The organism is Amycolatopsis sp. NPDC051071 (assembly GCF_040682875.1).
Classification (GTDB): Bacteria; Actinomycetota; Actinomycetes; order Mycobacteriales; family Pseudonocardiaceae; genus Amycolatopsis.
On record NZ_JBFBBY010000004.1, the window covers coordinates 96,226 to 117,687 of the forward strand.

Sequence of the window (21,462 nt, forward strand, 5' to 3'; positions counted from 1 at the left end):
AAGGGTGGTCGCCAGTGATTCGGCGGACCGCCCGATTCGTCAGTCGGCCACCCAGCTGCCGTGGAAGCCCAGCGGTACGGGCCTGGGCAGGTGGATGCGTGCCAGCGGCTTCGCGGTGAAGTCTTGTGCGACGGCATCGAGGCGCTCGTCGTCAGCCGGTCGGGCCGGTAGCCGAGGATGCTCAGGCCGCCTGGCCGGGCCAGGACGGGGAACGGCCGAGCAGTGCGACGATCGTGTCCAAAGCGGACGGTCCGGTCGCCTCGACTGCCGGGGCGAAGGCGGCGCCCGGGGTCTTCCGGTTCTGCCCGTCCGGGATCGACTCGGCGAAGCGCAGTCCGGCGTCGAGTACCTCTTTCTGGAACTTGACCGGCAGGCCCAGGGTCTTGGCCACGTCCCAGGAATGCACCAGGTAGTCCACGAAATGGAAGCCCAGTGCCTGTTCCGCGGTGAAGGTGATCTCGGTGGAGAACTCGGGGAGGGAGAACTTGCGGCTATCGAGGTCGTGGGGCACGAAGGCGTTCAGTACTCGCTTGACCGAGGCGCGATAGGTCTCGATGGGGTCTTCGCCCAGCGGGATGAGGCGCCAGTGGTCGAGATGGCCGTCCCCTTCGGCCGCGGCGGCGAAGCCGTGGTGCTGGGTGGCCATATGCGCGAGGAGGCCGTGGAGGGTCCAGGCGGCGCAGGGTGTCGGTTTTTCGAGGTCGCCGGGGGTGAGCTGGGAGACGAGGTCGAGGCTGGCCCGGACCACGATGGCGTCGAGGATGCGGAGTTCATCGATAGGCATGCGCATATCATCTACATACGCATATGAGTTCGTCAACAGGGTTCGCGAGTTCGATCGGTATGGTCTGCGCATGGCGGAGCAGAGGAGGCCGGATCTCGCGGCGATGCTCGGCGGGCTGATGCGACGGCTGATGGCGGCCGAGTCGCCGGTGCTGACCGAGCACGGGTTGACCATGTGGGGTTACGTGGTGCTCAGCGCGCTCGACGACCGGCCGGTCCGCACGCAGGCCGCGCTCGCCAAGGCGATCGGTGCGGACAAGACGCGGATCATCGGCACCCTCGACACGCTCCAGGAGGACGGCTTGATCACCCGCGAACCGGATCCGGCCGATCGCCGGGTCCGGCTGCTGGAGATCACCGACGCCGGCCGCGCCGCACGGCGGTCGGCTCAGACGCGGATCCAGGAACAGGAGGAGCGGCTGCTCGACCAGCTCCCCGCCACCGACCGCAAGACGTTCCTCAAAGCCGCGCGCGTGCTGTCCGAAGCGCAGTGGCCGTGAATCTTCACCGGCTCGCCTTCCACGGAACGGGGATCACGTCGTCACTCGTCGTGCATGGCCTGTGGTCCCGTGGCCGCGGGATCGTGCTGTGGGGTGAGCATGGCGACCGCCCGGCCACGACGTCGATGCGGCCGTCGTCCGCGGCCCGGCCGCATCCGTTCGCGGCGTCGGTCGCGGATCTGACCGCGTTGCATCCCGGCAAGCCGGCGTCGGCGACGTTGCTCCTGCAGTCGCGGCGCACCGGCCCGGTCGCCTCGCCCGAGCTGGGGGTCCGCGGCCGTCCGCAGCAGGAACTGACGTTGGAACCCTGGTCGGTGCCCGCGCTCCTGATCGACCCTTCCGAGCTGGGAGACCTGGCCGACACGGTCAGCTACGGCACCTCCGTCCGCCACCTCCGCGCCATCGCCCGGCTGGCGGACGACCTGGTCCGCCGCGGCCGGGTGCTGCCGACGCTCGTGCGGAACGAGATCGTCGCGCGGGCCCGCTGGCGGCCGGTGGCCAGGGGCGGCGACGCCGTCGCGCTCCGGGCGCTGATCGCGGCCACTCCGCCGGTCGGCCGCGCCGAGCACACCAGGCCGGACCCGGCGGCGCTCGTCACCGACGCGCTCCACACCCTGGTCGACGCCGCCGTCCGCGACCGCCTGGCCGCCGCCGGTCACGCCACGGAAAGCGACGGGCGCGAAGGACCGTTCGGATCGTGGCTCCACGCGCTGAAGACCGCCGACGACCGGATCAGCCAAGCGCCGGGGCGGATGGGGATCGTCGCCGAGGGTATCGCGGCCTGGGACGCGGTCGGCGACACCGACCTCACCGAGGGCACCGTCTGCCTCCGGCTCGACGAGGTCCCCACGTTGTACGGCCCGCTCGACGACCCCGACGACCAGACCGGCGACGGGACCAAGTGGCAGCTGCGCTTCCTGCTGCGTTCCACGGCGGACCCCAGCCTCCTGCTCCCGGCCGAGGACGTCTGGTCCGGCAAGGCCGGCGCGAAGTTCACCGACCCCGAGGGCCTCTTCACCGCCGAACTCGAGCGGGCCGCGGAAACGCTGCCGCTGCTCGATCCGGCGGTCCGGATGACCAAGCCCGGCCTTTACGACCTCACCGTCGCCGAAACCGTGGAGTTTCTCGACGGCGGTGCGGAACTGCTGGTCGCGGCCGGTTTCGACGTCCAGCTCCCGGCGAGCTGGGGTGGCCGCCGGAAGCTCGCGCTCAAACTGTCGGTCCGCGGCGCGCCCGTCGACCAGGCCGCCGTGCACCGGCTCGGCCGCCACCAACTGGCCTCCTACCGCTGGTCGCTCGCCGTCGGGGAGGACGCGCTGACCGATGAGGAATTGGCCGGGCTCGCCGCCGCGAAGTCGTCCTTGGTGCGGTTGCGCGGGCGGTGGGTGAGCGTCGACCCCGAACTGCTGCGTGCCGGTCTCGAATACCTGCGCCGCGACCCGGATCGCGAGAAGCCGCCGTTGCCAACCCCGGCGGAATTGCTGGCCCTGCTGCACGGCTTCACCGACGCGCCGCTGCCGGTCACCGAGGTCACCACCGACGGCTGGATCGACGACTTCCTCGACGGCCGTGTCCAGCGCACCATCGAACCGGTCGAGCCGCCGGCGACCTTCCTCGCGACCCTGCGGCCCTACCAGAATCGGGGCGTCGCCTGGCTTTCCTTCATGGCGTCGATCGGACTCGGCGCGTGCCTCGCCGACGACATGGGGCTCGGCAAAACCGTCCAGTTGCTCGCGCTCGAAGCGATCGAACGGGCACGCGACGAGTGCGGCCCGACGCTGCTCGTCTGCCCGATGTCGTTGCTCGGGACCTGGCAACGGGAAGCGGCGAAGTTCGCGCCCGGGTTGCGTGTCCATCTCCACCACGGCGCGGACCGGACGCACGGTGTCCGGCTGGCGGCGCGGATCGGCGCGGCGGACCTCGTCGTCACCACCTACTCGACCGCCGCCCGCGATGCCGAAGAACTCGCGGGTACCCGGTGGCACCGGCTCGTACTCGACGAGGCACAGGCGGTCAAGAACCAGAACACCGCCCCGGCGCAGGCGTTGCGCCGGATCCCCGCCGGTCACCGGGTCGCGCTGACCGGGACACCGGTCGAGAACCGGCTGGCCGATCTGTGGTCGCTTTCCGATCTGCTCAATCCCGGCGTCCTCGGTGGCAGGCAAGAGTTCCGCGAGCGGTTCGAGGTACCCATCGAGCGCCGGGGCGACCTGACCGCGGCCACCGAACTACGCCGGCTGACCCGGCCGTTCCTGTTACGCCGCCTCAAAACCGATCCCACCGTACTCGCCGACCTGCCCGAGAAGATCGAGGTCCTCCAGGAATACCGCCTCACCAGCGAGCAGGTGACGCTCTACCGCGCGACCGTCGACGAGATGATGACCAAGATCGCCGACAGCGCCGGGGTCAAACGGCGCGGCAACATCCTCGCCGCGATCACCAAACTCAAGCAGATCTGCAATCATCCCGCGCATCTGCTGCACGACGGTTCGCCGATCGGGAACCGGTCCGGCAAAGTCAACCGGCTCGAAGAGCTGCTGGCGGAGATCCTGGATTCGGGTGACCGCGCGCTGTGTTTCACGCAGTTCGCCGAGTTCGGTCATCTCCTCGTGCCGCATCTTTCGAGCAGGCTGAAGACGAAAATCGCCTTCCTGCACGGTGGATTGTCGCAGCAGCGCCGCGACTCGATCGTCGAACATTTCCAGTCGGGTGACGGCCCGTCGATCCTGTTGGCGTCGCTGAAGACCGGGGGAGCGGGACTGACGCTCACCGCCGCCACGCACGTCCTGCACCTGGACCGCTGGTGGAATCCGGCGGTCGAAGAACAGGCCACCGACCGTGCCTTCCGGATCGGCCAGCGGCGGAGTGTCCAGGTGCGGAAGTTCGTCTGCCCCGGCAGCATCGAGGAACGGATCGACGCCGTCATCACCAAGAAGGAAGCGCTGGCCGACCTCGTCGTCACCGACGGGGAGGACTGGCTCACCGAGCTGTCCACCGATTCGCTGCACGAGGTCTTCGCACTGGGGCGGGAGGCGGCCGATGACTGACGGTTTCCGCCAGGCGCTGGACGAATTGGGCGTCCACAAAGGACTTGTGCCGCCCTGTCGTGTCGACACCCTCACGATCGGGCCCGGCGCGGCCGTCGCCAGTGTACGGGTGACCCGGCAACGGTTCTACGAGGTCCGCATCGGCCTGCCGACGTTCGGCAAGCAGGTGTGGACGGCGGTCACCGCGGCCGTCGTCGACGACGAAGTCACCAGGGTGGCCATGCTCGACGGCCGGGTTCCCGAGGACATCGAACGCTTCTTCGCCGCCGAGGGAGTCCCGTTGTTCCCGGAACAGGGGGAGTTGTCGCTGGACTGCACGTGCCCCGGTACCCGGGTCCCGTGCGACCATCTCGTAGCGGCCCTGATCGCCCTTGCGGACGAGGCAGACACTGACCCGTTCGCGATCCTCGCCTTCCGCGGCCGCGAGCGGACCACTTTGCTCGAAGAGATCGGACGGCAGGCCGGCGCTCGCGTCACGGCCCCACCCTCGGATGCCGAGACACCCGGCCTCGACGAGGTCATGGAGGACTTCTTCGGCTGGGGCCCGGCCGGCGACGTCACGGACAAACGACGGCCACCGGCCGGGGACCCGCTGGGTCTGCTCGACGAGGTCCCGCCGCTCAAGGCCACAGTGGACGGAACCTCGGTCACCGCCCTGCTGCGGCCGCTCTACCGGGTGCTCACCGGTCATGAGTGAAGCAAGTACGTGAAGGACCCCTTCCTGTACCTAGGCGCAAGGGTCCCGGCAAAGTCGCGAGAGTGCGCGCAGGGGTCGCGAGTGGCAGTGGGGGTCTATTGAAAGGTAAGGCAACGTGGTGTGCCGGACACCGGTCAGCCGGGCTGATCGTGGCCTCACCGTCCACAAGGGACATCAATCCCGTCATTCGTGTCCGATTTAGGCGCTTTGCGCGGGGGTCGTGAGTGTTTTGGGTCGTTCTAACCCTCTTTATCACTCACGACCCGGGCATCTACTCGCCGGTAAGTGTCCATTATGGACGATCAAAGCACTGTCGGCTCCGACGACCGGTCCAAATCACGCGCGAAAACCCCTTCCCACCTTGAAGCTCGCGAAAAGGGCCTACCCGGCAGAAGCCACGCCAGACTTGACCTACCTCCCACATAACACGACTCACTTACCACTCACGACCACATCTACCAAAAATCACCTGACCCGCAGAAACGACTTTGCCGGGGCCCTGCGCCTGGCGCAAGGAAGGGGGCCATCATGTACTTCAGGCGGCCAAGGGTGCGCGAATTCCGGCATTCCCCACCGGCTCTGCCCCAGAGCTGGTAGTTGTCGGGTATGACCGACCAGCCGACCGCCGCGGAACTCGCCGACGAACTCCTCGACGCCCTCGCGGCCGAGATGCCGTTGATGGCGACCTTCGACAACATCCCGGGACACGACCACGAATTGCGCGACGTCTCCGAGGCCGGGGACGCGCGGCTGCGGGAGGTGGCCGTCCGGGTCGCGGGGCACGCGGCACGGTCGGCCGATCCGGACAGGGTCACGCTCGGCGTGATCACCCATCACGCGGAAGGCCTTTTGGCGAGACTGGACTCGCGGAAGATCGAGTTCGTCCTCGGCGATCCCATGGCGGCCGAGGCGGCCGGGATACTTACTTGGCTGCCGCAGCTGGCGCCGTCGGGGGAGCAGGCTGAGGAGGACTACCTGGCCAGGATGGCGGCGATCCCCGCGTTCCTCGCGGGCCTGGGTGACCGCTATCGCGCCGGGATCGAGGCGGGGCGGACGCCGGTGGAACGCGCGGTCGGCAACGCCATCGCCCATGTCGACCGGATCCTGGCCGTCGAACCCAACGCCCTGCTGTCCCCGCCGCTGACCGGCGATCGTGTCGCACGGCGGGAACGGCTGTTCACCGAGCAGGTCCAGCCGGCGCTCGTCGCCTATCGCGAGATGCTCGCCCGCGACATCGCCGGGCAGGGGCGCCCCGACGAACGGCCGGGTCTTTGCTGGCTGGAAGGGGGAAAGGAAACCTATGCGCGGCTGGCCAGGACGCATACCACCACCGGGATCTCGCCGGAGGAACTGCACGAGACCGGTCTCGAAATCGCCAGCGCGCTGGACCAGGAATATCGCCGTCTCGGCGCCGCCGTGTTCGGAGTGGACGATCCCGCAGAGGTCCGGCGCCGGCTGCGCACCGATCCGGCGCTGTGCTGGCGTGACGCGGACGAGATGGTCACGACCGCCGCGGAAGCGGTCGCGCGGGCCACGGCCGCCGCGCCCGGCTGGTTCCGCGAGGTGCCGTCCGCCGAATGCGTCGTGCGGGCCGTGCCGGAGTCGGACGGGCCGTCCGCCGCACAGGCGTACTACCTGACGCCGTCGGCCGATGGCAGCCGTCCGGGTGTCTACTACACCAACACCTATCGGGTGGAAGAGCGGTTCCGGTTCATCGCCGAGTCCGTCGCCTTCCACGAAGCCGTCCCAGGGCACCATTTCCAGGCCTGCCTGTCGCACGCCCTCGACGACGTGCCGCCGCTGCGCAAACTGGTCCCGTTGTCGGCGTTCGACGAGGGCTGGGCGCTCTACACCGAACGGCTCGCCGACGAGATGGGCCTGTACTCCGACGACTTGATGCGGCTGGGCATGGTCACCGAGGATTCCCTGCGCGCGGCGCGGCTGGTCGTCGACACCGGACTGCACGCGCTGGGCTGGACCCGGCAGCAGTGCGTGGACTACCTCACCGAGCACTGCGTGCTCAGCGACATCGAGGTGCGGTCCGAGACCGACCGGTACATCGAATGGCCAGGCCAGGCGCTGTCGTACATGACGGGCAGGCTGGAGATCCAGCGACTGCGCGCTCTCGCCGAGAAACGCCTTGGCGAGGCCTTCGACGTCCGCGACTTCCACGACCTCGTGCTGAAGCAGGGGCAGGTGCCGCTGCCCCTGCTCGGCGAGATCGTCCAGGAATGGATCGAGTCAGAGGCGAAGTAGCTTTTCGACGTTGCCGTGCGCGATCTTCTCGCGGTCGGCCTCGTCGATCGGCGCGGTTTTGAGCAGGTTCACCATGGGCTCGTTCGGGGTGTACGGATGGTCGGCCGAGAAGATGATCCGATCGGTCCCGAGGACGGCCAGCTTCTTCCGGATGTCGGCCATGATCGGGTGGTCGCCCAGTTCACCCTCGCCTTCCTCGTTGTAACTTCGTTCGTGCGGAGCGCGCGGCGCCGGGAGTGGCTCCCGGCGCCGCGTGTGCTCAGTCGCGTTTCGCGAGTGCGGCGACCTCGGCGTCGGACAGCGGCCGGTCGTAGAGCCGGACGTCGTCCACCGCCCCGCGCAGGAAGTCGACCTGCTGACCGCCGTACTGTCCCCGGCCGAGCACCGTGTGGCCGGTGCTCGGCGGCGCGGCGCAGGCGTTTTGCGAGGCGACCTTCTTGCCGTCGACGTAGAGCGACAACGTGCCCGCCTTGGCGTCGCGGACACCGGTCAGGTGGTACCAGCGGCCGACTTCCGGCTTCTCCGGGGAGAGGGCGCGGAGACCGACGAAGCTCATCGCCCACCGCTGGTCCTGCCCGGAATACTGCAGGAAGAACGCGCTGTCGCGGTCGGTGTCCTGGCTGACGACGGTCTGGAACGCGCCGCTCGCCTCGTCCAGCTTCGCCCACGCCGAGACCGAGTAGCTGCCCGCCGTGGTGACGAGGTTCTTCCCGGTGTCGGCCTGGCCGTTGCCCGCGAACGCCAGCGCGCCGCCCTCGACCCCGCCGGCCCACCGCGCGTTGGTCAGCGTCGCGGTGGCACCGCCGACCGAGTCCGCCGCGCTGGATCCCGTGCCCTCATTGAACTTGTAGGCGTGCACGCCGGTGAGTCCCGGAGTGCCGGGCCCCGGATCGGGTGCGCCGGAACCACTGCCGTCGGCGTTGCGAATGATCGCCTGGTTGACCGCGCGCACCTGCGCGAAGTCCATCTTCTTCACCTGCCTGTCGTAGGTGAAGAAGCCGTTGACCTCGTGCTCGACGTCGGTGATCTGTGTGTAGATCGCGCCGCTGATGGCGCAGCTCTGCGCCGACGCGAGCACGTCACGCTGGTTCTGGACGTAGCGGCTGTTCAGCGTCGCCTGGTCCTTCACCATCTCGTACGCGTGTCCTTCGCCGAACCACATGTGGTCCTTGACTTCGAGGCCGTAACCACCGTGTTCGCCGTCGATCGAGATCCGCCTGCCGTCGGGCATCGGTTTGGCCGGGCCCGGGTAGGCGTGCCAGTCGAGGACGTCGCCCTTGCCCGAGTCACCGAGGGAGTCGCAGCAGTTGACCCCGCTGTGCGCGTTGACCAGCCGGGTCGGGTCCTGTGCCTTGACGTCGTCGGCGATCTTCCCGGTGGTCTCGCGTGACCACTCGCCCCAGCCCTCGTTGAACGGCACGTAGCCGACGATCGAGGTCCAGTTTTTCTTCTGTTCCACCAGTTCCTTCAGTTCCACCTGGAACTGCCGCTGGGCGTCGGCGGGCGGGCGGCCACCGGTGCGCATCGCGGGCATGTCCTGCCAGACGAGCAGGCCGAGTTTGTCGGCGTGGTGGTACCAGCGATCGGGTTCGGTCTTGATGTGCTTGCGGACCGTGTTGAATCCGAGGGCCTTGTGCTGTTCGAGGTCGAAGCGCAGCGCCTGGTCGGTGGGTGCGGTGTAGATGCCGTCCGGCCAGTAGCCCTGGTCCAAAGTGGACATGAGGAAGAGGATCTTGCCGTTGAGGGTGAACCGGAGTTTGCCGTCGGCGCCCTTCGTGGTGCCGAACTCGCGCATGCCGAAGTAGGAGGACACCTTGTCAACGGTGCGGCGGCCGTCCTTCAGTTCGACGTCGAGGTCGTAGAGGAAGGGCGAGTCCGGTGTCCACAGCTTCGTCTTGGGCACCGGCAGCGAGATCGTCCCGGCAGCGGACGCCTTGCTGCGGCTGACCACCTTCTTGCCGTCACGGACCACGGCCTCGACGGTCAGCCCGGAGTTCCCGCCGGTGTCGACGGTGAGCTTGAGGGTGGACGCTTTGAGATCGGGGACCATGCCGAGCGTGCCGACATGCTTGGCCGCGACGGGTTCCATCCACACCGTCTGCCAGATACCGGACGCGCCTTCGTAGAAGATCCCGCGGTCGGGAACCCGGCGCTGTTTGCCGACGGGCTGCCAAGTGGCGTCGGCACGGTCCTCGACGCCGACGATGATCTCCTGGTCTCCCTTGGGTTTCAGCGCCGAGGTCACGTCGGCGGAGAACGCGCCGTAACCGCCTTGGTGAGCGGCCACCTCCTTGCCGTTGACGTAGACCTTCGCCTTGTAGTCGACGGCGCCGAAGTTGATCCGGAGGGTGTTGTCCTTGCCCACCTTCCAGCTCTTCGGCACGGTGAACGTGCGCCGGTACCACATGAAGTCTTCGTGGCGCTGGATGCCGGAAAGCGCCGATTCGGTGGGGTAGGGGACCAAGATCTTCTCGGCGAGCCGCTCGCCGAACGGCGGGACCTCGCCGGGAGCGGCGCCGGCGAATTCCCAGAGGCCGTTGAGGTTCTGCCAGTCCTCGCGCACCAGTTGCGGCCGCGGGTACTCGGGCAGCGCGTTCGCAGGCGAGACCTGGTTGGTCCACGGAGTGGTCAGCCGCGGCTTGCCCATCTTCCAGCCGCTCTCCGCGGCGGTCGCGGCGCCCGAGGTCAGCGCCAGGGCGGAGACGACCGCCAGCGCGGCGGTCAGTGTCTTTCGGAAGCGTCCGGCGGTTCTGGACGTACATCGGGGACGATGAGGTGACAACGTTGACAACATCTGTTCGACACCCTTCTCCGGGGGCGGCCGCCTCGGTGGAGGTGAACCTCCCACTGGACCTGTGCAGGCGTGAAAACGACTCCGTGGCCAAGTAGGGATCAGGGGTGAGCGGGGCCAAGGCAAGTCGTCAGGATGTTTTTACATCGTTGATACAACGTTGTAAAGCGTCGAAGGCCTCGAATCGCACCCGCCTGGGTTCGGTGTCCTGAAGGCCCCCTTTGAGACGATCATCGTCTCAAAGGGGGCCTTCGGGACATCCTTCTCCGTTGACACGGTAACTGACCGATAAGTAACTTACTGCTGAGTCAGATTGAACGGAGACGACGATGTCGACCGAGGACCGTTCCTGGTGGGGCTGGGGCACCACCGCCGGCGCGTTGTCGGCGGAGGAATCCGACGCGCTCGTCGCTCGCACGGCGGCGGTGCTGCCCGGCCACGACTTCACCGACCATGGTCCGCCTCGGCCGTCGGATCTCCCGGTGCCGCCGTCACGGATCCGCCCGCCCGCGACGCTGGCCGCGTTGTGCGGAGACGAACCCGCCGACCGGTTGTCCCATGGCCGCGGCAAGGCCTTCCGCGACGTCGTCCGCAATCTGCTCGGGCAAGTCGGCCACCTCCCGGATCTGGTCGCCCGCCCACGTTCGGAACAGGACGTCGTCGATCTGCTCGAATGGTGTTCGGCCGAGGAAATCCCGCTGATTCCTTACGGTGGCGGCAGTTCCGTGGTCGGCGGCGTCGAGCCGCGCTTCGACGGGCCCGCGGTGTCGATGGATCTGGGTGGCCTCGACACCGTGCTCGAAGTGGACACGGTCAGCCGCGCGGCCCGGATCCAGGCCGGGATCCACGGCCCCGCACTGGAAGACCGCCTCCGCCCGCTGGGGTTGACCTTGCGGCATTTCCCGCAGTCGTTCGCCCATTCGACGCTCGGCGGCTGGCTCGCCACCCGCGCGGGTGGGCATTTCGCCACCCTCGCCACGCATATCGACGACCTCACCGAATCGCTGCGGGTCGTCACCCCGGCCGGGATCAGCGAGTCGCGGCGGCTGCCCGGATCGGGTGCGGGCCCGTCGCCGGACCGGCTGTTCCTCGGCTCCGAGGGCACGCTCGGTGTGATCACCGAAGCGTGGATGCGGTTGCAGGACAGGCCGGTCTGGCAGGTCACCGCGTCGGTCGCGTTCGAGCGCCTGGAAGACGCCGTCGCCGCCACCCGTGCGATCGCGCAGTCCGGGCTCTACCCGTCGAACTGCCGTCTGCTCGATCCCGCCGAGGCCTTCATCAACGCGGGCGCGAGTGTGAGTGGAGGACTGCTGCTGGTCGGGTTCGAGTCGGCGGACCACCCCGTTGACGTAGGGCTTGATCGCGCGCTGGAACTGGCCATCGGTCACGGCGGGAGGGTGAAAACCCGCCGCAGCAAGGATTCCGCGCGCCAGGACAGCGATTCGGCGTCGACGTGGCGCTCGTCCTTCTTGCGGATGCCGTACCAGCGCGACGCGCTCGCCAGGCGTTCCCTGATCGTGGAAACCTTCGAGACCGCTTGTACCTGGGACAATTTCGCGGTGTTCCACGACGCGATCACGTCGGCGGCCCGCACCGCGATCGACAAGGTGTGTGGTGGCGCCGGTGTCGTGACCTGCCGCTTCACCCACGTCTATCCCGACGGTCCCGCTCCCTACTACGGGATCTACGCCGCGGGACGCTGGGGGAGCACGGTCGCGCAATGGGACGAGATCAAGGCCGCGGTGTCCGAGGCGATCGCCGGGCACAGCGGCACGATCACCCATCACCACGCCGTCGGCCGCGACCACCGACCCTGGTACGACCGGCAGCGTCCCGATCCGTTCGCCGCCGCACTCTCCGCCGCCAAGACCACGCTCGATCCGGCGGGGATCCTCAATCCCGGCGTGCTCATCCGTTGACCGGCGGCCTGACGAACGAGGTCAGCAGCGCGGTGAACCGCCTGGCGGCCAACGACGACGTCCGCCCCGCCATGGTCTGAACCTGCGCTTCGCGCTTGCGGAACACGGCGTTGTCGAGGAGCACGTAGGCGACTCCCTCGGTGGTGGCGTCCTGCCGGATGTCGCCGAGCCCGCCGACGAGCGCGACCCCGCCGCCGTGACGGACGAACTCGTACTTGGGACTCAATTCGTTGCACACCAGCACCGGCCGCGTCGTGAGGTGGTCGATCGTGGCGGCGATGTCGAACAAATCGCGCAGGCTCTGACCCGGTGCCGGCAGTGCCAGCGGGTATTCGCACAGTTCGGCGAGCCCGACGGAGTCGCGGCTGGTCAGCGGATGGCCGAGCGGGACGATGGCGTACACCGGGACGACGACAGCGCTTTCGACCCGCACGCCGTACTGCGGCCCGGTCGCGAACGTGACGGCGACGTCGGCCGCGCCGTCGAGCACGCGCCGCGTGGCTTCTTCGCGGGTCACGACGTCGAGGTGGAAGGTGACGTCGTGTTCGCGGCGGAAGGCGGCGATCGCCTGGGGCACGACACGGCGGGCGAACCCCTCGGAGCAGGCGACGGTGAGCGAACGGGCGTGCAGCCCGCGTCCGGTACGAAGTTCGTCGACGAGGACGGCCGATTCGGCCTCGCTGCGGCGGACATGGTCGAGCAGCCGGTTCCCGGCGTCGGTCGGCACCATGCCACGCGGATGCCGGACGAACAGCGGTACCCCGATCCCGGCCTCGAGCTTCGCGATCTGACGGCTGATCGCCGACGGCGCGACGGTCAGTTCAGCCGCCGCCTCGGACACCGAGCCGGTGCGGGCGACTTCGAGGAAGTACGTCAACGCGATCGGCAGCAGGCGCATCGGGTCTTCCTTTGCCTCGATCAGAACGCAGGGCGCCGTAAACGGCAATGGTCAGTGTAGGAGAACCGTTCTACGCTTCTCAGCGGTAAGTGGTGAGCGAGTCGGGAGAAAACGTGGTGATTCCAGCGGAACTGGTTACGAAGGCCCACGAGCACGTGGACTCGGGTGCCTTCTTCACCGAGCTCGCCGAACTGGTCCGGTACCCGACCGTGAGCGACCATCCGAGCGGTCGCGTTGCCATCAAGGCATACCTGGACGAGGTGCTGACCCCGGCGCTGACCGCGCTCGGCTGCTCGGTCGAGACGTATCCCAACCCCGACCCGGCCGGGGGCCCCTTCCTGATCGGCACCCGGATCGAGTCGCCGCGGCTGCCGACCGTCCTGTGCTACGGCCACGCCGACGTCGTCGACGGCCACGAAGGGCGCTGGAGTGCGGGCCGGGACCCGTGGACGCTGACCGCCGACGGCGAGCGCTGGTACGGCCGCGGTTCGGCGGACAACAAGGGACAGCATCTGATCAACCTGACCGCGCTGAGATTGCTACTGGCCGAGACGGGTTCGCTGGGGTTCAACCTCAAGTTCTTGTTCGAGACCGGTGAAGAGATCGGCTCGCCCGGTCTCGACGAGTTCGTCGCCGCGCACGGGCAAGCACTCGGCGCCGACGTCCTCATCGCTTCGGACGGCCCGCGGCTGGACGCCGCGACACCGACGGTGTTCCTCGGCGCGCGTGGCAGCGTCCGGATTTCGCTCGACGTCGACCTGCGCCCCGACGCGTACCACTCGGGTAACTGGGGTGGTGTGCTGCGCAACCCCGCCACCACCCTCGCCGGTGCGATCGCCTGTCTCGTCGACGGGCACGGCCGCATCCAAGTACCCGGGCTCCTGCCACCCGAACTCCCGGAGAGCGTCCGCGAGGCGCTCGCGGAGATCCGGATCGCCGGAAAACCGGGGGATCCGGCGTTGGCGGAAGGCTGGGGTGACACCGGGCTGACCGCCGCCGAGCGGCTTTACGGCTGGAACACCCTCGAAGTCCTTTCGCTGAGCGCCGGTGACATCGACCGGCCTGTCAACGCGATCCCCGGCCGGGCGAGCGCGATGCTGCAACTGCGCTACGTCGCGGGGACCGATGTCGGCGGTGTGGCGGAGGCGATCACGAAACATCTTGCCTCGCAAGGGTTCTCGATGGTCGAAGTCGCCGCCGAAGGGAGTTTCCAGGCCAGCCGTACCCCGGTCGGGAACCCGTGGGTGGGCTGGGCGAAGGGCGTCCTCGAGGAGGTTTCCGACCGGCCGGTGGCGATCCTGCCGAGCTTCGGCGGCGGCCTGCCCAACCACGTGTTCACCGACATCCTCGGCATCGCGACCTTGTGGCTGCCGCATTCGTACCCGGGTTGCCTGCAACACGCGCCCGACGAGCATCTGCTCGCGCCGATCGCCCGCGAGGGCCTTGTCCTCGCGACGGCCCTGTTCCACGCACTCGGCCGGTCTCGTGAGTGGTAGGTGTGTGGATTTTGGCTCATCCGAGGTCGGCTGACCTCGGTCGCTTGACAGGTGAATCCTTGCCCGGAGAGACTGCAAAAGCGTTTTTGCAGTCTCTCCGGGGAGAACCACGTGAAGGTCTTGGTGCTCAGTGCGAGCCCGCGCCGTGAAGGCAATTCCTGGGCGCTCGCCCAGTCGCTGGCGAAAGGAGCGGAGGAGGCGGGCCACACGATCGACTTCGTCCAGCTCTCCGATTACGTCGAGGCTCCGCTCGGGGATTGCCGCAGTTGCCGGTTGAGCGACCGTTCGTGTGGCATCGCTGATGACTACGAGCGGCTGCTGTTCGATCACGTCCTCCCGGCGGACGCGATCGTCTACGCGACACCCCTGCACTTCTACGGCATGACCGGGCGGCTGAAGTCGTTCTTCGACCGGTTCTTCTGCTACACCTCGGCCAGTTCGCCGCATACCGGAGAGGTCGTACCCGGGTTGATGCACAAGCGGGCGGCGGTGCTGATCTCGTGCGAGGAGAGCTATCGCGGCGCGACACTCGGCCTCGAAGCCCAGTTCCAGGAATTGACCCGGTACCTCCGCCAAGATCTCGCCGGTGTCGTGGTCGGCATCGGCAACAGCCGGGGCGAGGTGGAACGCGACCCCGCGCGGCCGCTGGAGGCCGCGGCGGATCTCGGCCGTAGGCTGGGTGACGCCCATGTCACCGACTATCGGCTGGACACCGACCGGTCGAACCGCGTCTGGGGACCGTCCGTGGAGGCCTGACCGTGCCGCCGACCATCCGTGACGTCGCCGCCGCCGCGGGGGTCTCGATCACCACCGTGTCCCATGTGCTCAGCGGGCAGGGCCGGATCTCCGAGGACACCCGGCGCCGTGTCACGCGGGCTGCCGCCGAACTCGGCTATCAGGCCAGCGTCCACGCGCGGCAACTGGTCACCCGGCGCAGCCGCACGCTGGCGATCCAGCTCGCGAACTCGGTGGACGCGAGCAACGCCTGCGCGCTCGTCCCCAATTCGGACTACTTCCTCGAAGTTCTCAACGGGGCGGCCGAAGCCGCGTCGAAACGGTCGTACGGCCTGCTGCTGACCCCCGCGGACGCGGACCTCGACCGGTTGAACGCCTTCGCTGTCGACGGCGCCATCCTCGTGGATCCCCGTGGCGACGAACCGTTCTTCGCCACCGGTTGGTGCCGTGATCGCCCGCTGGTGACCACCGGCCGCGCGATGGCGGCACCGTGCCCCGTCCCGGTCGTCGTGGACAACGACCTCGTCGCGGCGGCCCGGCTGATGCTGGACCACTTGGCGGACAACGGCTACGAGCGCCCCGCGATGATCACGACCGACACCAGCCGCTCCTACGCGGCGGATCTCGTCGCCGGCTACACCGGCTGGGCCGGGGAGCGGGGACTGGAGCCCGTGGTGGCCGAGATCGACGAGCCGCCGACCGCCGAAGGCACCGCGGAGGCCTTGGGCAGGCTGCTCGACCGGCCGGTCTGCCCGGACGCCGTCTTCACGACGTCGGAGAACCTCGCGCTCGGTGTCCTGCACGAAGCCCGTCGCCGTCGGCTCGAAGTGCCGGGCGAGCTCGGAATCGGCAGCGCGGTGGACAGTGGTTCGCTTCAGCTCACTTCGCCGCAGATCACCGGTGTGTTCGTGCATCCCCGCGAGGTGGGTGGCCGTGCGGCCACGGCGTTGATGGACCTCATCGAAGCCGGCGCCGCCGAAAGCCGGATCGAAGTACCCGTGCGGCTCAACGCACGAGAATCCACGGCACGCTAGGGACTCCGCTCGCCGTTCTGCGCCAGGGAACCGTTCTTGTATCCGTTAGGGCCGCGAGATCTCGGTGACCGGTACACCGGCGGCCGCGAGCCACGCCTCGGCGAGCAGGCGGTGGCCGAGCGGGCTGGGGTGGACGCCGTCCGGGGCGAGGGCCGCCGCCCCGTGCTCGGCCGCCGCACGCGGCATGAACAGATCCGCGCGGACCAGGCGTGCGCCGAATTCGGTGGCCACGTCGATCGCGGCCTCGATCCGGGGTGCGAGGTCCGCGACCCACTCGTCTTGTTCCGGTTCGACAGGCAGCAGGAACGGCGTGATGACGTACAGCTCGGCCGGAAGATTCTGTCGCGCACTGGCCAGCAGCCGGGTGTAGGCGGCGCGAAACTTCCCGGCGGGGCTGGGAAGCCCTCGATCGAAGGTGCGCCAGGTGTCGTTGATGCCGATCTTCACGGTCAGCACCGTTGGCCGCAGCGCGAGGACGTCGGTGGTCCACCGGGCTTCGAGGTCGTAGATCCGGTTGCCGTTGAGCCCCTTGTTGATCACCTCCGGCCCGCCACGCAGCCGGTCCGCGATTTCCCGGACGTAACCCTTGCCCAGTGACGCCGGATCGTCGCGGTCGCGGCTGGAATCGGTGATCGAGTCACCGGCGAACAGCAGCCGGTCCGTTTCGGTGAACTTCACGCGCCCGCCTCGATCAGTTCGCGCAGCGAGTCTGCCTCGCCGGTGATGAGCTCCGGATCGTTGCCCGGGACGAACTCCAGCAGCGCGTCCAGCGGCCGTCCGGTCTTCGCGAGCAGCGCGAACGCCCGCGTCCACAGCTCCGTCCTCGCGGTCAGCGGATGCCGTTCGTTGCTGGGCCACCAGGAGAAGACGTGCACCGCGAGTACCCGGGGGAGCACCAGTTCCAGCCCGGCGAGCGCGGGATCGTCGGGCAGATCCTGCGGTGGCTGCCAATAGGTGCCGAGGTTGTCCCGGCCGACCTCGTCGAGCAGCCGGACGGTCGACTCCGCGGTGTCGGTCAGCGTGCCGCCGTGGAACTCCAGCGCGACTTCGAGGCCGTGCCCGGCGGCGACGTCGGCGGCTTCGCGCAGCCCGGCCACGACCTGGCCCCGCTCTTCGGAGTCGACGTCCGCCGAGCCCGCTTTGCCTGCCCACACCCGGATCCTGGACGCGTCGAGGCGCACCGCCGTCTCGGCGATCTCGGCGAACTTCCCGCATTCCGCGGGCGTGGCACGGAAGTAGGACCCGTAGGAATCGCAGGTCAGGCCGTAGGTGGCCATGGCTTCGAGAACGCGGTCGGCCGCCCAGTCGTCACCAGGGCGCACGTGGACGTCGGCGCCCCACTCGACCACTTTCAAACCGGCGTCCGCGGCGAGGCGGGCGACCTCCTCGGCGTCCAGTCGCCGCAGCGTCACCGAACAGAGTCCCGGCCGGATCATTTCCCCTCCAACGGTTGAGTGCTTTCCCGCAGCACGACCTCACCGGTGATCGGTTTGACGCGGGGGTGGTCCGCGCGGTCGTCGAGGATGAAGTCGAGTGCTTGTTCGCCCATCCGCTCGATCGGGACACGCACGGTGGACAGCGAAGGCCTGATGTCGCGCAAGGTGATGATGTCGTCGAATCCCGCGATCGCGATCTGCGTGGGGACGCCGACGTCACGGTCGCGGCAGGCGGCCATCGCGCCGACGGCCATCACGTCGTTGACGGCGAAGACGCATCCGCGGAAGCCGTTCTCGATCGCCCGCACCATCGCCGCGTAACCCCCGTCGCGGGTGAACTCCGCACGTAGCACGTGGTTCTCGGGCAGCGGGATGCCTTGTCTGGCGAGGCCGTCACGGAAGCCGAGGACACGATCACGCGAGGTCATCAAACCGGGTGGCCCGGCAAGGACGAGGAAATCGCGGTGCCCGAGCCCGGCGAGCCGTTCGGCCAGATTCGCCGCGCCCGCCCGGTTTTCGAGCAGGACGGTGTCGAACGGCAGTTTCCGCTGCCCGATCACCACGACCTGGCCGTCGGCGGCCTCGAACGCTTTGAGCTCCTTGGTCAGATTCCGTTGCAGGGTGTCGTCCTCGTTGCGCGACCCGGCCAGGATGACCGCCCTTGCCCGCTGCCCGCGCAAGGTCATGACGTATTCGAGTTCCTTCTCCGGATGGTTCTCGGTGCTCGCGATGGTGACCGTCAGCCCGTGCCGGGCGGCCACGCGCATCACGCCGGACGCGATCGAGGAGAAGTACGGGTCGACGATGTCGTGCACGAGCAGGCCGACGACGTTGCCGCGGCCGCGGGCCATCGCCTGCGCGGGCACGTTCGCGGTGTACTGCAACCGCTCCGCGGCCTGGAGGACGGATTTCCGCAGTTCGCCGCTGACCTGCCTGGTCCCGCCGTTGAGCGCTCTCGACGCCGTCGCCAGCGAAACTCCCGCCTCACGGGCGACGTCGGCAAGGGTGGCCGAACCCGCGGCGCGCTGCGGCATGGTTCCTCCTCGGGTGGTACGGGCTCACGCCGGCGAGGACGGCCGCCGGCGTGAGCCCGGGCTTACTACGGAGCGGCGGGGCCGACGTCCGCGGTAGTGAGCGGCCGGTTGGCGATGGCGGCCTTCGAGTACTCGTCCGCTCCGACATCACGCTTGCTGCCGCGTGCCTGGCCGTCGATGTCCACAGTGGTCGGTGCCGTGGCGAGTGTCGCCGTGTCGATCGCGGGGCTGCCCGAGGCGAGCCGTGAGACGCCGTCCGTGCCCTGCACGAGTTTCGGGTCGATCCGGCGGAAGGTGCCTGCCGGGATGTTGCCGTCCCCGCCCGAACCCCACAGGATGTTGCCCGACCAGGTGAAGTTTCCGGTGGTGCTCATCGAAACCAGGTCGCCGTTGCTGCCGACGAAGAGGTTGTCCGAGATCGTGCAGTCACGCGGTTCGATCGTCCGTTTGGTCTCGCCGGAGAGTGTGCCGCTGTTGTTCAGCAGCGTGTTGTGCGCGATGAGCACACGGTCCGCCGCATCGTTGCCGCGCCGTGATTCCTTTGATTCACCCGGGAAATGGTCCCGAACGGAGCCGCTGCCGACGACCAGCGCGCTGCTGGACAATCCGGCGATGTAGTTGTTGAGGATCTTGTGGTCGTTGCCGTAGATCCGGATGCCTTCCTTGCCGCCGAGGATGAAGTTGGATTCGACGACGGACTTGTTCCCGTGGCGCAGCACGATGCCGCCCAGGCTGTCCCGGATGGTGTTGTTGCGGATGAAGTTGCCCGACGACTTGACCGAAATCGCCTCCGGGTCGCCGTTCGCGCGTTCGAACAGGTTGAACTCGATCTTGGCGCCGGCGGTGCTCAGCGCACGCGGGCTGACACCGAGCCGGATCGGCTCGCCGCCGTTGTCTCCGGCGAAGGTGTGGTCGGAGAAGTAGTTCCGGAAGACCTCGACTCCCGTCGCCATCTTGTCTTCGTCCGCGCCCTCGATGCAGAGCATGACGCCGAGTGTCGTCTTGTGGTGGAAGTGGTTGCGGTCGATCTTGCTGTTGTCGGCGCGCACCATCACCCAGTGCAGGCCTTCGATGTCGGCCAGCTGGAAGTCGTTGCGGGTCAGGCGGATCACCGCACAGTTCGGCGGGATCTCGAGCGTGGTGCTCTGGCGGAACTTGAACCCGCTGAGCGTGACACCGGTCGAGTCGTCGAAGACGAAGCTCTGCTCGCCGTTCAAGGTCACACCGCCGCGTGACTGGGCGACGATGGTGATCGGCTGGTCTTTCGTGCCCCGCCTGCCCTTGATGCTGATCGGGTTGCCCGTCGGCACGGTGTACGTGCCGTTGTTCACGGTGATGACCGCGCCGGGGCCCGCCGCGTTGATCGCGTTCTGCAGTTCGGTCAGCGAACTGACGTTCAGGGCACACAGCCCCTTCGGCTTGGCCGACGCCGTACCGGCGGTGACCCACCCTGCGGTGATCAGCGCGGCGCCGAGGGTGGCGCCGCTGAGGAACCTTCTGCGATCCATGATGCCTCCGTGCTCAATCGGTGGGGAGGGTTTCGGCGGCGGGGCTGGTGAGGAACAGCTCGATCACCGGGACCGGGGTGTCCGGTTTCCGGATCGGGAGCTTGAGGGTGAGCGTGCCTTCCGGCTGCCCACCCATCTGGGTGTTCTGCGCGGTCTGCCCGGGATCCGTATGGACCTGCTGGATTTCCGAGGCGTCGTCGAGCAGCTGGGCGTAACGCACCCGGCCGGCCATACCGGGCAGGTGGACGTGGTTGAGCGGCCAGCTGAACAAGTGCAGGTACAGCCGGTCGTCGCGCTGGGTGTACCGGCCGTCGGCGGGAGCGGTGAAGTCCGCCGGGCCGCAGCCGCGGATGGAGCGTTCGTGCCGGTCCATCCAGCGGCCCAGTTCGGCCAGGGTGGCGTGCGCCCGCGGGTCGATCTCGCCCCGGCCGTTCGGGCCGACGTTGAGCAGAAGGTTGCCGTCCTTGGAGACGCCGTCGACGAGCATCCGGATGAGGAGTTCGGGGCTCTTGTAGTCGAGGTTGTCGCGGTCGTAACCCCAGCTGCCGTTGAGCGTCTGGCACGCCTCCCACACCACCGGGACGCCGTCGCGGGTCATCGGCCCGGACGGCTGGTACTGCTCCGGCGTGATGAAGTCGCCGGGGATCCCGGTGCGGTCGTTGACCAGGATGCCGGGCTGCAGCTCGCGGACCATTTCGAGCAGGCCGGGGGAGTCCCAGTCGTCCGGTCCCTTGCCGCCCCACCATTCCTTGCGGCCCTGGTACGAGAAGTCGAAGAACAGGTAGTCGATCGTGCCGAAGCGGGTGAGCAGTTCGCGGACCTGACCGTGCAGATAGAGCTGGTACTCGGCGATGTCGGCGTACTGGTGCGCGGCGATGTACTCCTTGTCGTCACGGCGGGGATGGGTGCCGTCGACAGGGAACGCGGGATGGTGCCAGTCGATCAACGAGTGGTAGAAGCCGACCTTGAGGCCTTCTTCGCGGCAGGCGTCGACGAACGGTTCGAGCAGATCCTTGCCGTACGGCGTGTTCGTCACCTTGAAGTCGGTCAGATCGCTGTCCCACAAGCAGAAGCCGTCGTGGTGCTTGGTCGTGAGCACGACGTAGGTCATGCCCGCGCCCTTCGCGGCCTTCGCCCAGGCGCGAGGGTCGTACTTGTCCGGATCGAAGTGGTCGAAGTAGACGCGGTACTGCTCGTCGGTCAGCTTCTCGCGATTCTGAACCCATTCGTGCCGGGCGGCCAGTGAATACAGTCCCCAGTGGACGAACATCCCGAACCGGTCGTGGGTGAACCAGGCGGTGGAACTCACTTCAGGATCGCTCCTTGAG

17 protein-coding genes and 1 pseudogene are annotated in these 21,462 nt (G+C 68.3%); 8 read left to right on the forward strand and 10 right to left on the reverse strand.

Annotation, left to right across the window (positions count from 1 at the left end; genetic code table 11):
* Positions 1-39: 39 nt before the first annotated feature.
* A pseudogene (locus AB0M65_RS02545) lies at positions 40-117 on the reverse strand (hypothetical protein); the annotation flags it as partial.
* Positions 118-181: 64 nt separating this feature from the next.
* Positions 182-784 carry a TIGR03086 family metal-binding protein gene (locus AB0M65_RS02550; protein ID WP_364020277.1) on the reverse strand — a complete coding sequence of 201 codons (603 nt, stop codon included), beginning with the start codon at positions 782-784 and terminating at the stop codon, positions 182-184.
* 70 nt (positions 785-854) lie between these two features.
* On the opposite strand from AB0M65_RS02550, the gene AB0M65_RS02555 reads away from it, so the two are divergent.
* The 4 genes from AB0M65_RS02555 to AB0M65_RS02570 all read left to right on the forward strand — a co-directional run bounded on the left by AB0M65_RS02555 (position 855) and on the right by AB0M65_RS02570 (position 7,283).
* Positions 855-1,283, forward strand: coding sequence for a MarR family transcriptional regulator (locus AB0M65_RS02555; protein WP_364020280.1), 429 nt, complete (start codon positions 855-857; stop codon positions 1,281-1,283).
* Positions 1,274-4,330, forward strand: a complete 3,057-nt coding sequence (locus AB0M65_RS02560; RefSeq protein WP_364020283.1) for a DEAD/DEAH box helicase — start codon at positions 1,274-1,276, stop codon at positions 4,328-4,330. The genes AB0M65_RS02555 and AB0M65_RS02560 overlap by 10 nt, the downstream gene beginning before the upstream one ends.
* The gene (locus AB0M65_RS02565; protein ID WP_364020286.1) at positions 4,323-5,027 is read left to right on the forward strand and encodes an SWIM zinc finger family protein; all 705 of its coding nucleotides are present in this window, start codon (positions 4,323-4,325) and stop codon (positions 5,025-5,027) included. The genes AB0M65_RS02560 and AB0M65_RS02565 overlap by 8 nt, the downstream gene beginning before the upstream one ends.
* A gap of 606 nt (positions 5,028-5,633) precedes the next feature.
* Positions 5,634-7,283 carry a DUF885 domain-containing protein gene (locus tag AB0M65_RS02570; RefSeq protein ID WP_364020289.1) on the forward strand — a complete coding sequence of 550 codons (1,650 nt, stop codon included), beginning with the start codon at positions 5,634-5,636 and terminating at the stop codon, positions 7,281-7,283.
* Here the strand turns inward: AB0M65_RS02570 and AB0M65_RS02575 are convergent.
* Both AB0M65_RS02575 and AB0M65_RS02580 read right to left on the reverse strand, forming a co-directional pair.
* On the reverse strand, positions 7,269-7,445 hold the full coding sequence (locus AB0M65_RS02575; RefSeq protein ID WP_364020292.1) for an amidohydrolase family protein: 177 nt from the start codon (positions 7,443-7,445) through the stop codon (positions 7,269-7,271). The two genes, AB0M65_RS02570 and AB0M65_RS02575, sit on opposite strands and share 15 nt — an antisense overlap.
* Positions 7,446-7,542: 97 nt before the next feature.
* Positions 7,543-9,996 (reverse strand): LamG-like jellyroll fold domain-containing protein, encoded by a 2,454-nt coding sequence (locus tag AB0M65_RS02580; RefSeq protein ID WP_364020361.1) that lies wholly within the window; start codon positions 9,994-9,996, stop codon positions 7,543-7,545.
* Between the two features lie 407 nt (positions 9,997-10,403).
* Here AB0M65_RS02580 and AB0M65_RS02585 point away from each other — a divergent pair, with 407 nt between their 5' ends.
* Positions 10,404-11,993, forward strand: coding sequence for an FAD-binding oxidoreductase (locus AB0M65_RS02585; protein ID WP_364020295.1), 1,590 nt, complete (start codon positions 10,404-10,406; stop codon positions 11,991-11,993).
* On the opposite strand, the gene AB0M65_RS02590 is transcribed toward AB0M65_RS02585, so the two are convergent.
* On the reverse strand, positions 11,983-12,891 hold the full coding sequence (locus tag AB0M65_RS02590; RefSeq protein WP_364020298.1) for a LysR family transcriptional regulator: 909 nt from the start codon (positions 12,889-12,891) through the stop codon (positions 11,983-11,985). The two genes, AB0M65_RS02585 and AB0M65_RS02590, sit on opposite strands and share 11 nt — an antisense overlap.
* A 113-nt stretch (positions 12,892-13,004) precedes the next feature.
* Between AB0M65_RS02590 and AB0M65_RS02595 the strand changes: the two genes are divergently transcribed.
* The 3 genes from AB0M65_RS02595 (at position 13,005) to AB0M65_RS02605 (ending at position 16,156) form a co-directional block, all read left to right on the forward strand.
* Positions 13,005-14,387 carry a M20 family metallopeptidase gene (locus tag AB0M65_RS02595; protein ID WP_364020301.1) on the forward strand — a complete coding sequence of 461 codons (1,383 nt, stop codon included), beginning with the start codon at positions 13,005-13,007 and terminating at the stop codon, positions 14,385-14,387.
* Between the two features lie 111 nt (positions 14,388-14,498).
* A complete protein-coding gene (locus AB0M65_RS02600) occupies positions 14,499-15,143 on the forward strand; it encodes a flavodoxin family protein (protein WP_364020304.1) in 645 nt (214 codons plus the stop codon).
* A 2-nt stretch (positions 15,144-15,145) separates the two neighbouring features.
* Positions 15,146-16,156 (forward strand): LacI family DNA-binding transcriptional regulator, encoded by a 1,011-nt coding sequence (locus AB0M65_RS02605; RefSeq protein ID WP_364020307.1) that lies wholly within the window; start codon positions 15,146-15,148, stop codon positions 16,154-16,156.
* A gap of 45 nt (positions 16,157-16,201) precedes the next feature.
* On the opposite strand, the gene AB0M65_RS02610 is transcribed toward AB0M65_RS02605, so the two are convergent.
* From AB0M65_RS02610 to AB0M65_RS02630, 5 genes are all read right to left on the reverse strand, one after another.
* Complete coding sequence (locus AB0M65_RS02610) at positions 16,202-16,834, reverse strand: GDSL-type esterase/lipase family protein (RefSeq protein WP_364020310.1); 633 nt, start codon at positions 16,832-16,834, stop codon at positions 16,202-16,204.
* Positions 16,831-17,592: a TIM barrel protein gene (locus tag AB0M65_RS02615; protein WP_364020313.1), complete on the reverse strand. Its 762-nt coding sequence runs from the start codon at positions 17,590-17,592 to the stop codon at positions 16,831-16,833. The genes AB0M65_RS02610 and AB0M65_RS02615 overlap by 4 nt, the downstream gene beginning before the upstream one ends.
* Positions 17,589-18,626 carry a LacI family DNA-binding transcriptional regulator gene (locus tag AB0M65_RS02620; RefSeq protein WP_364020316.1) on the reverse strand — a complete coding sequence of 346 codons (1,038 nt, stop codon included), beginning with the start codon at positions 18,624-18,626 and terminating at the stop codon, positions 17,589-17,591. The genes AB0M65_RS02615 and AB0M65_RS02620 overlap by 4 nt, the downstream gene beginning before the upstream one ends.
* 65 nt (positions 18,627-18,691) lie before the next feature.
* Positions 18,692-20,134, reverse strand: coding sequence for a polysaccharide lyase 6 family protein (locus AB0M65_RS02625; RefSeq protein ID WP_364020319.1), 1,443 nt, complete (start codon positions 20,132-20,134; stop codon positions 18,692-18,694).
* Positions 20,135-20,147: 13 nt separating this feature from the next.
* Positions 20,148-21,443 (reverse strand): alpha-L-fucosidase, encoded by a 1,296-nt coding sequence (locus tag AB0M65_RS02630; RefSeq protein ID WP_364020322.1) that lies wholly within the window; start codon positions 21,441-21,443, stop codon positions 20,148-20,150.
* Positions 21,444-21,462 lie beyond the last annotated feature (19 nt).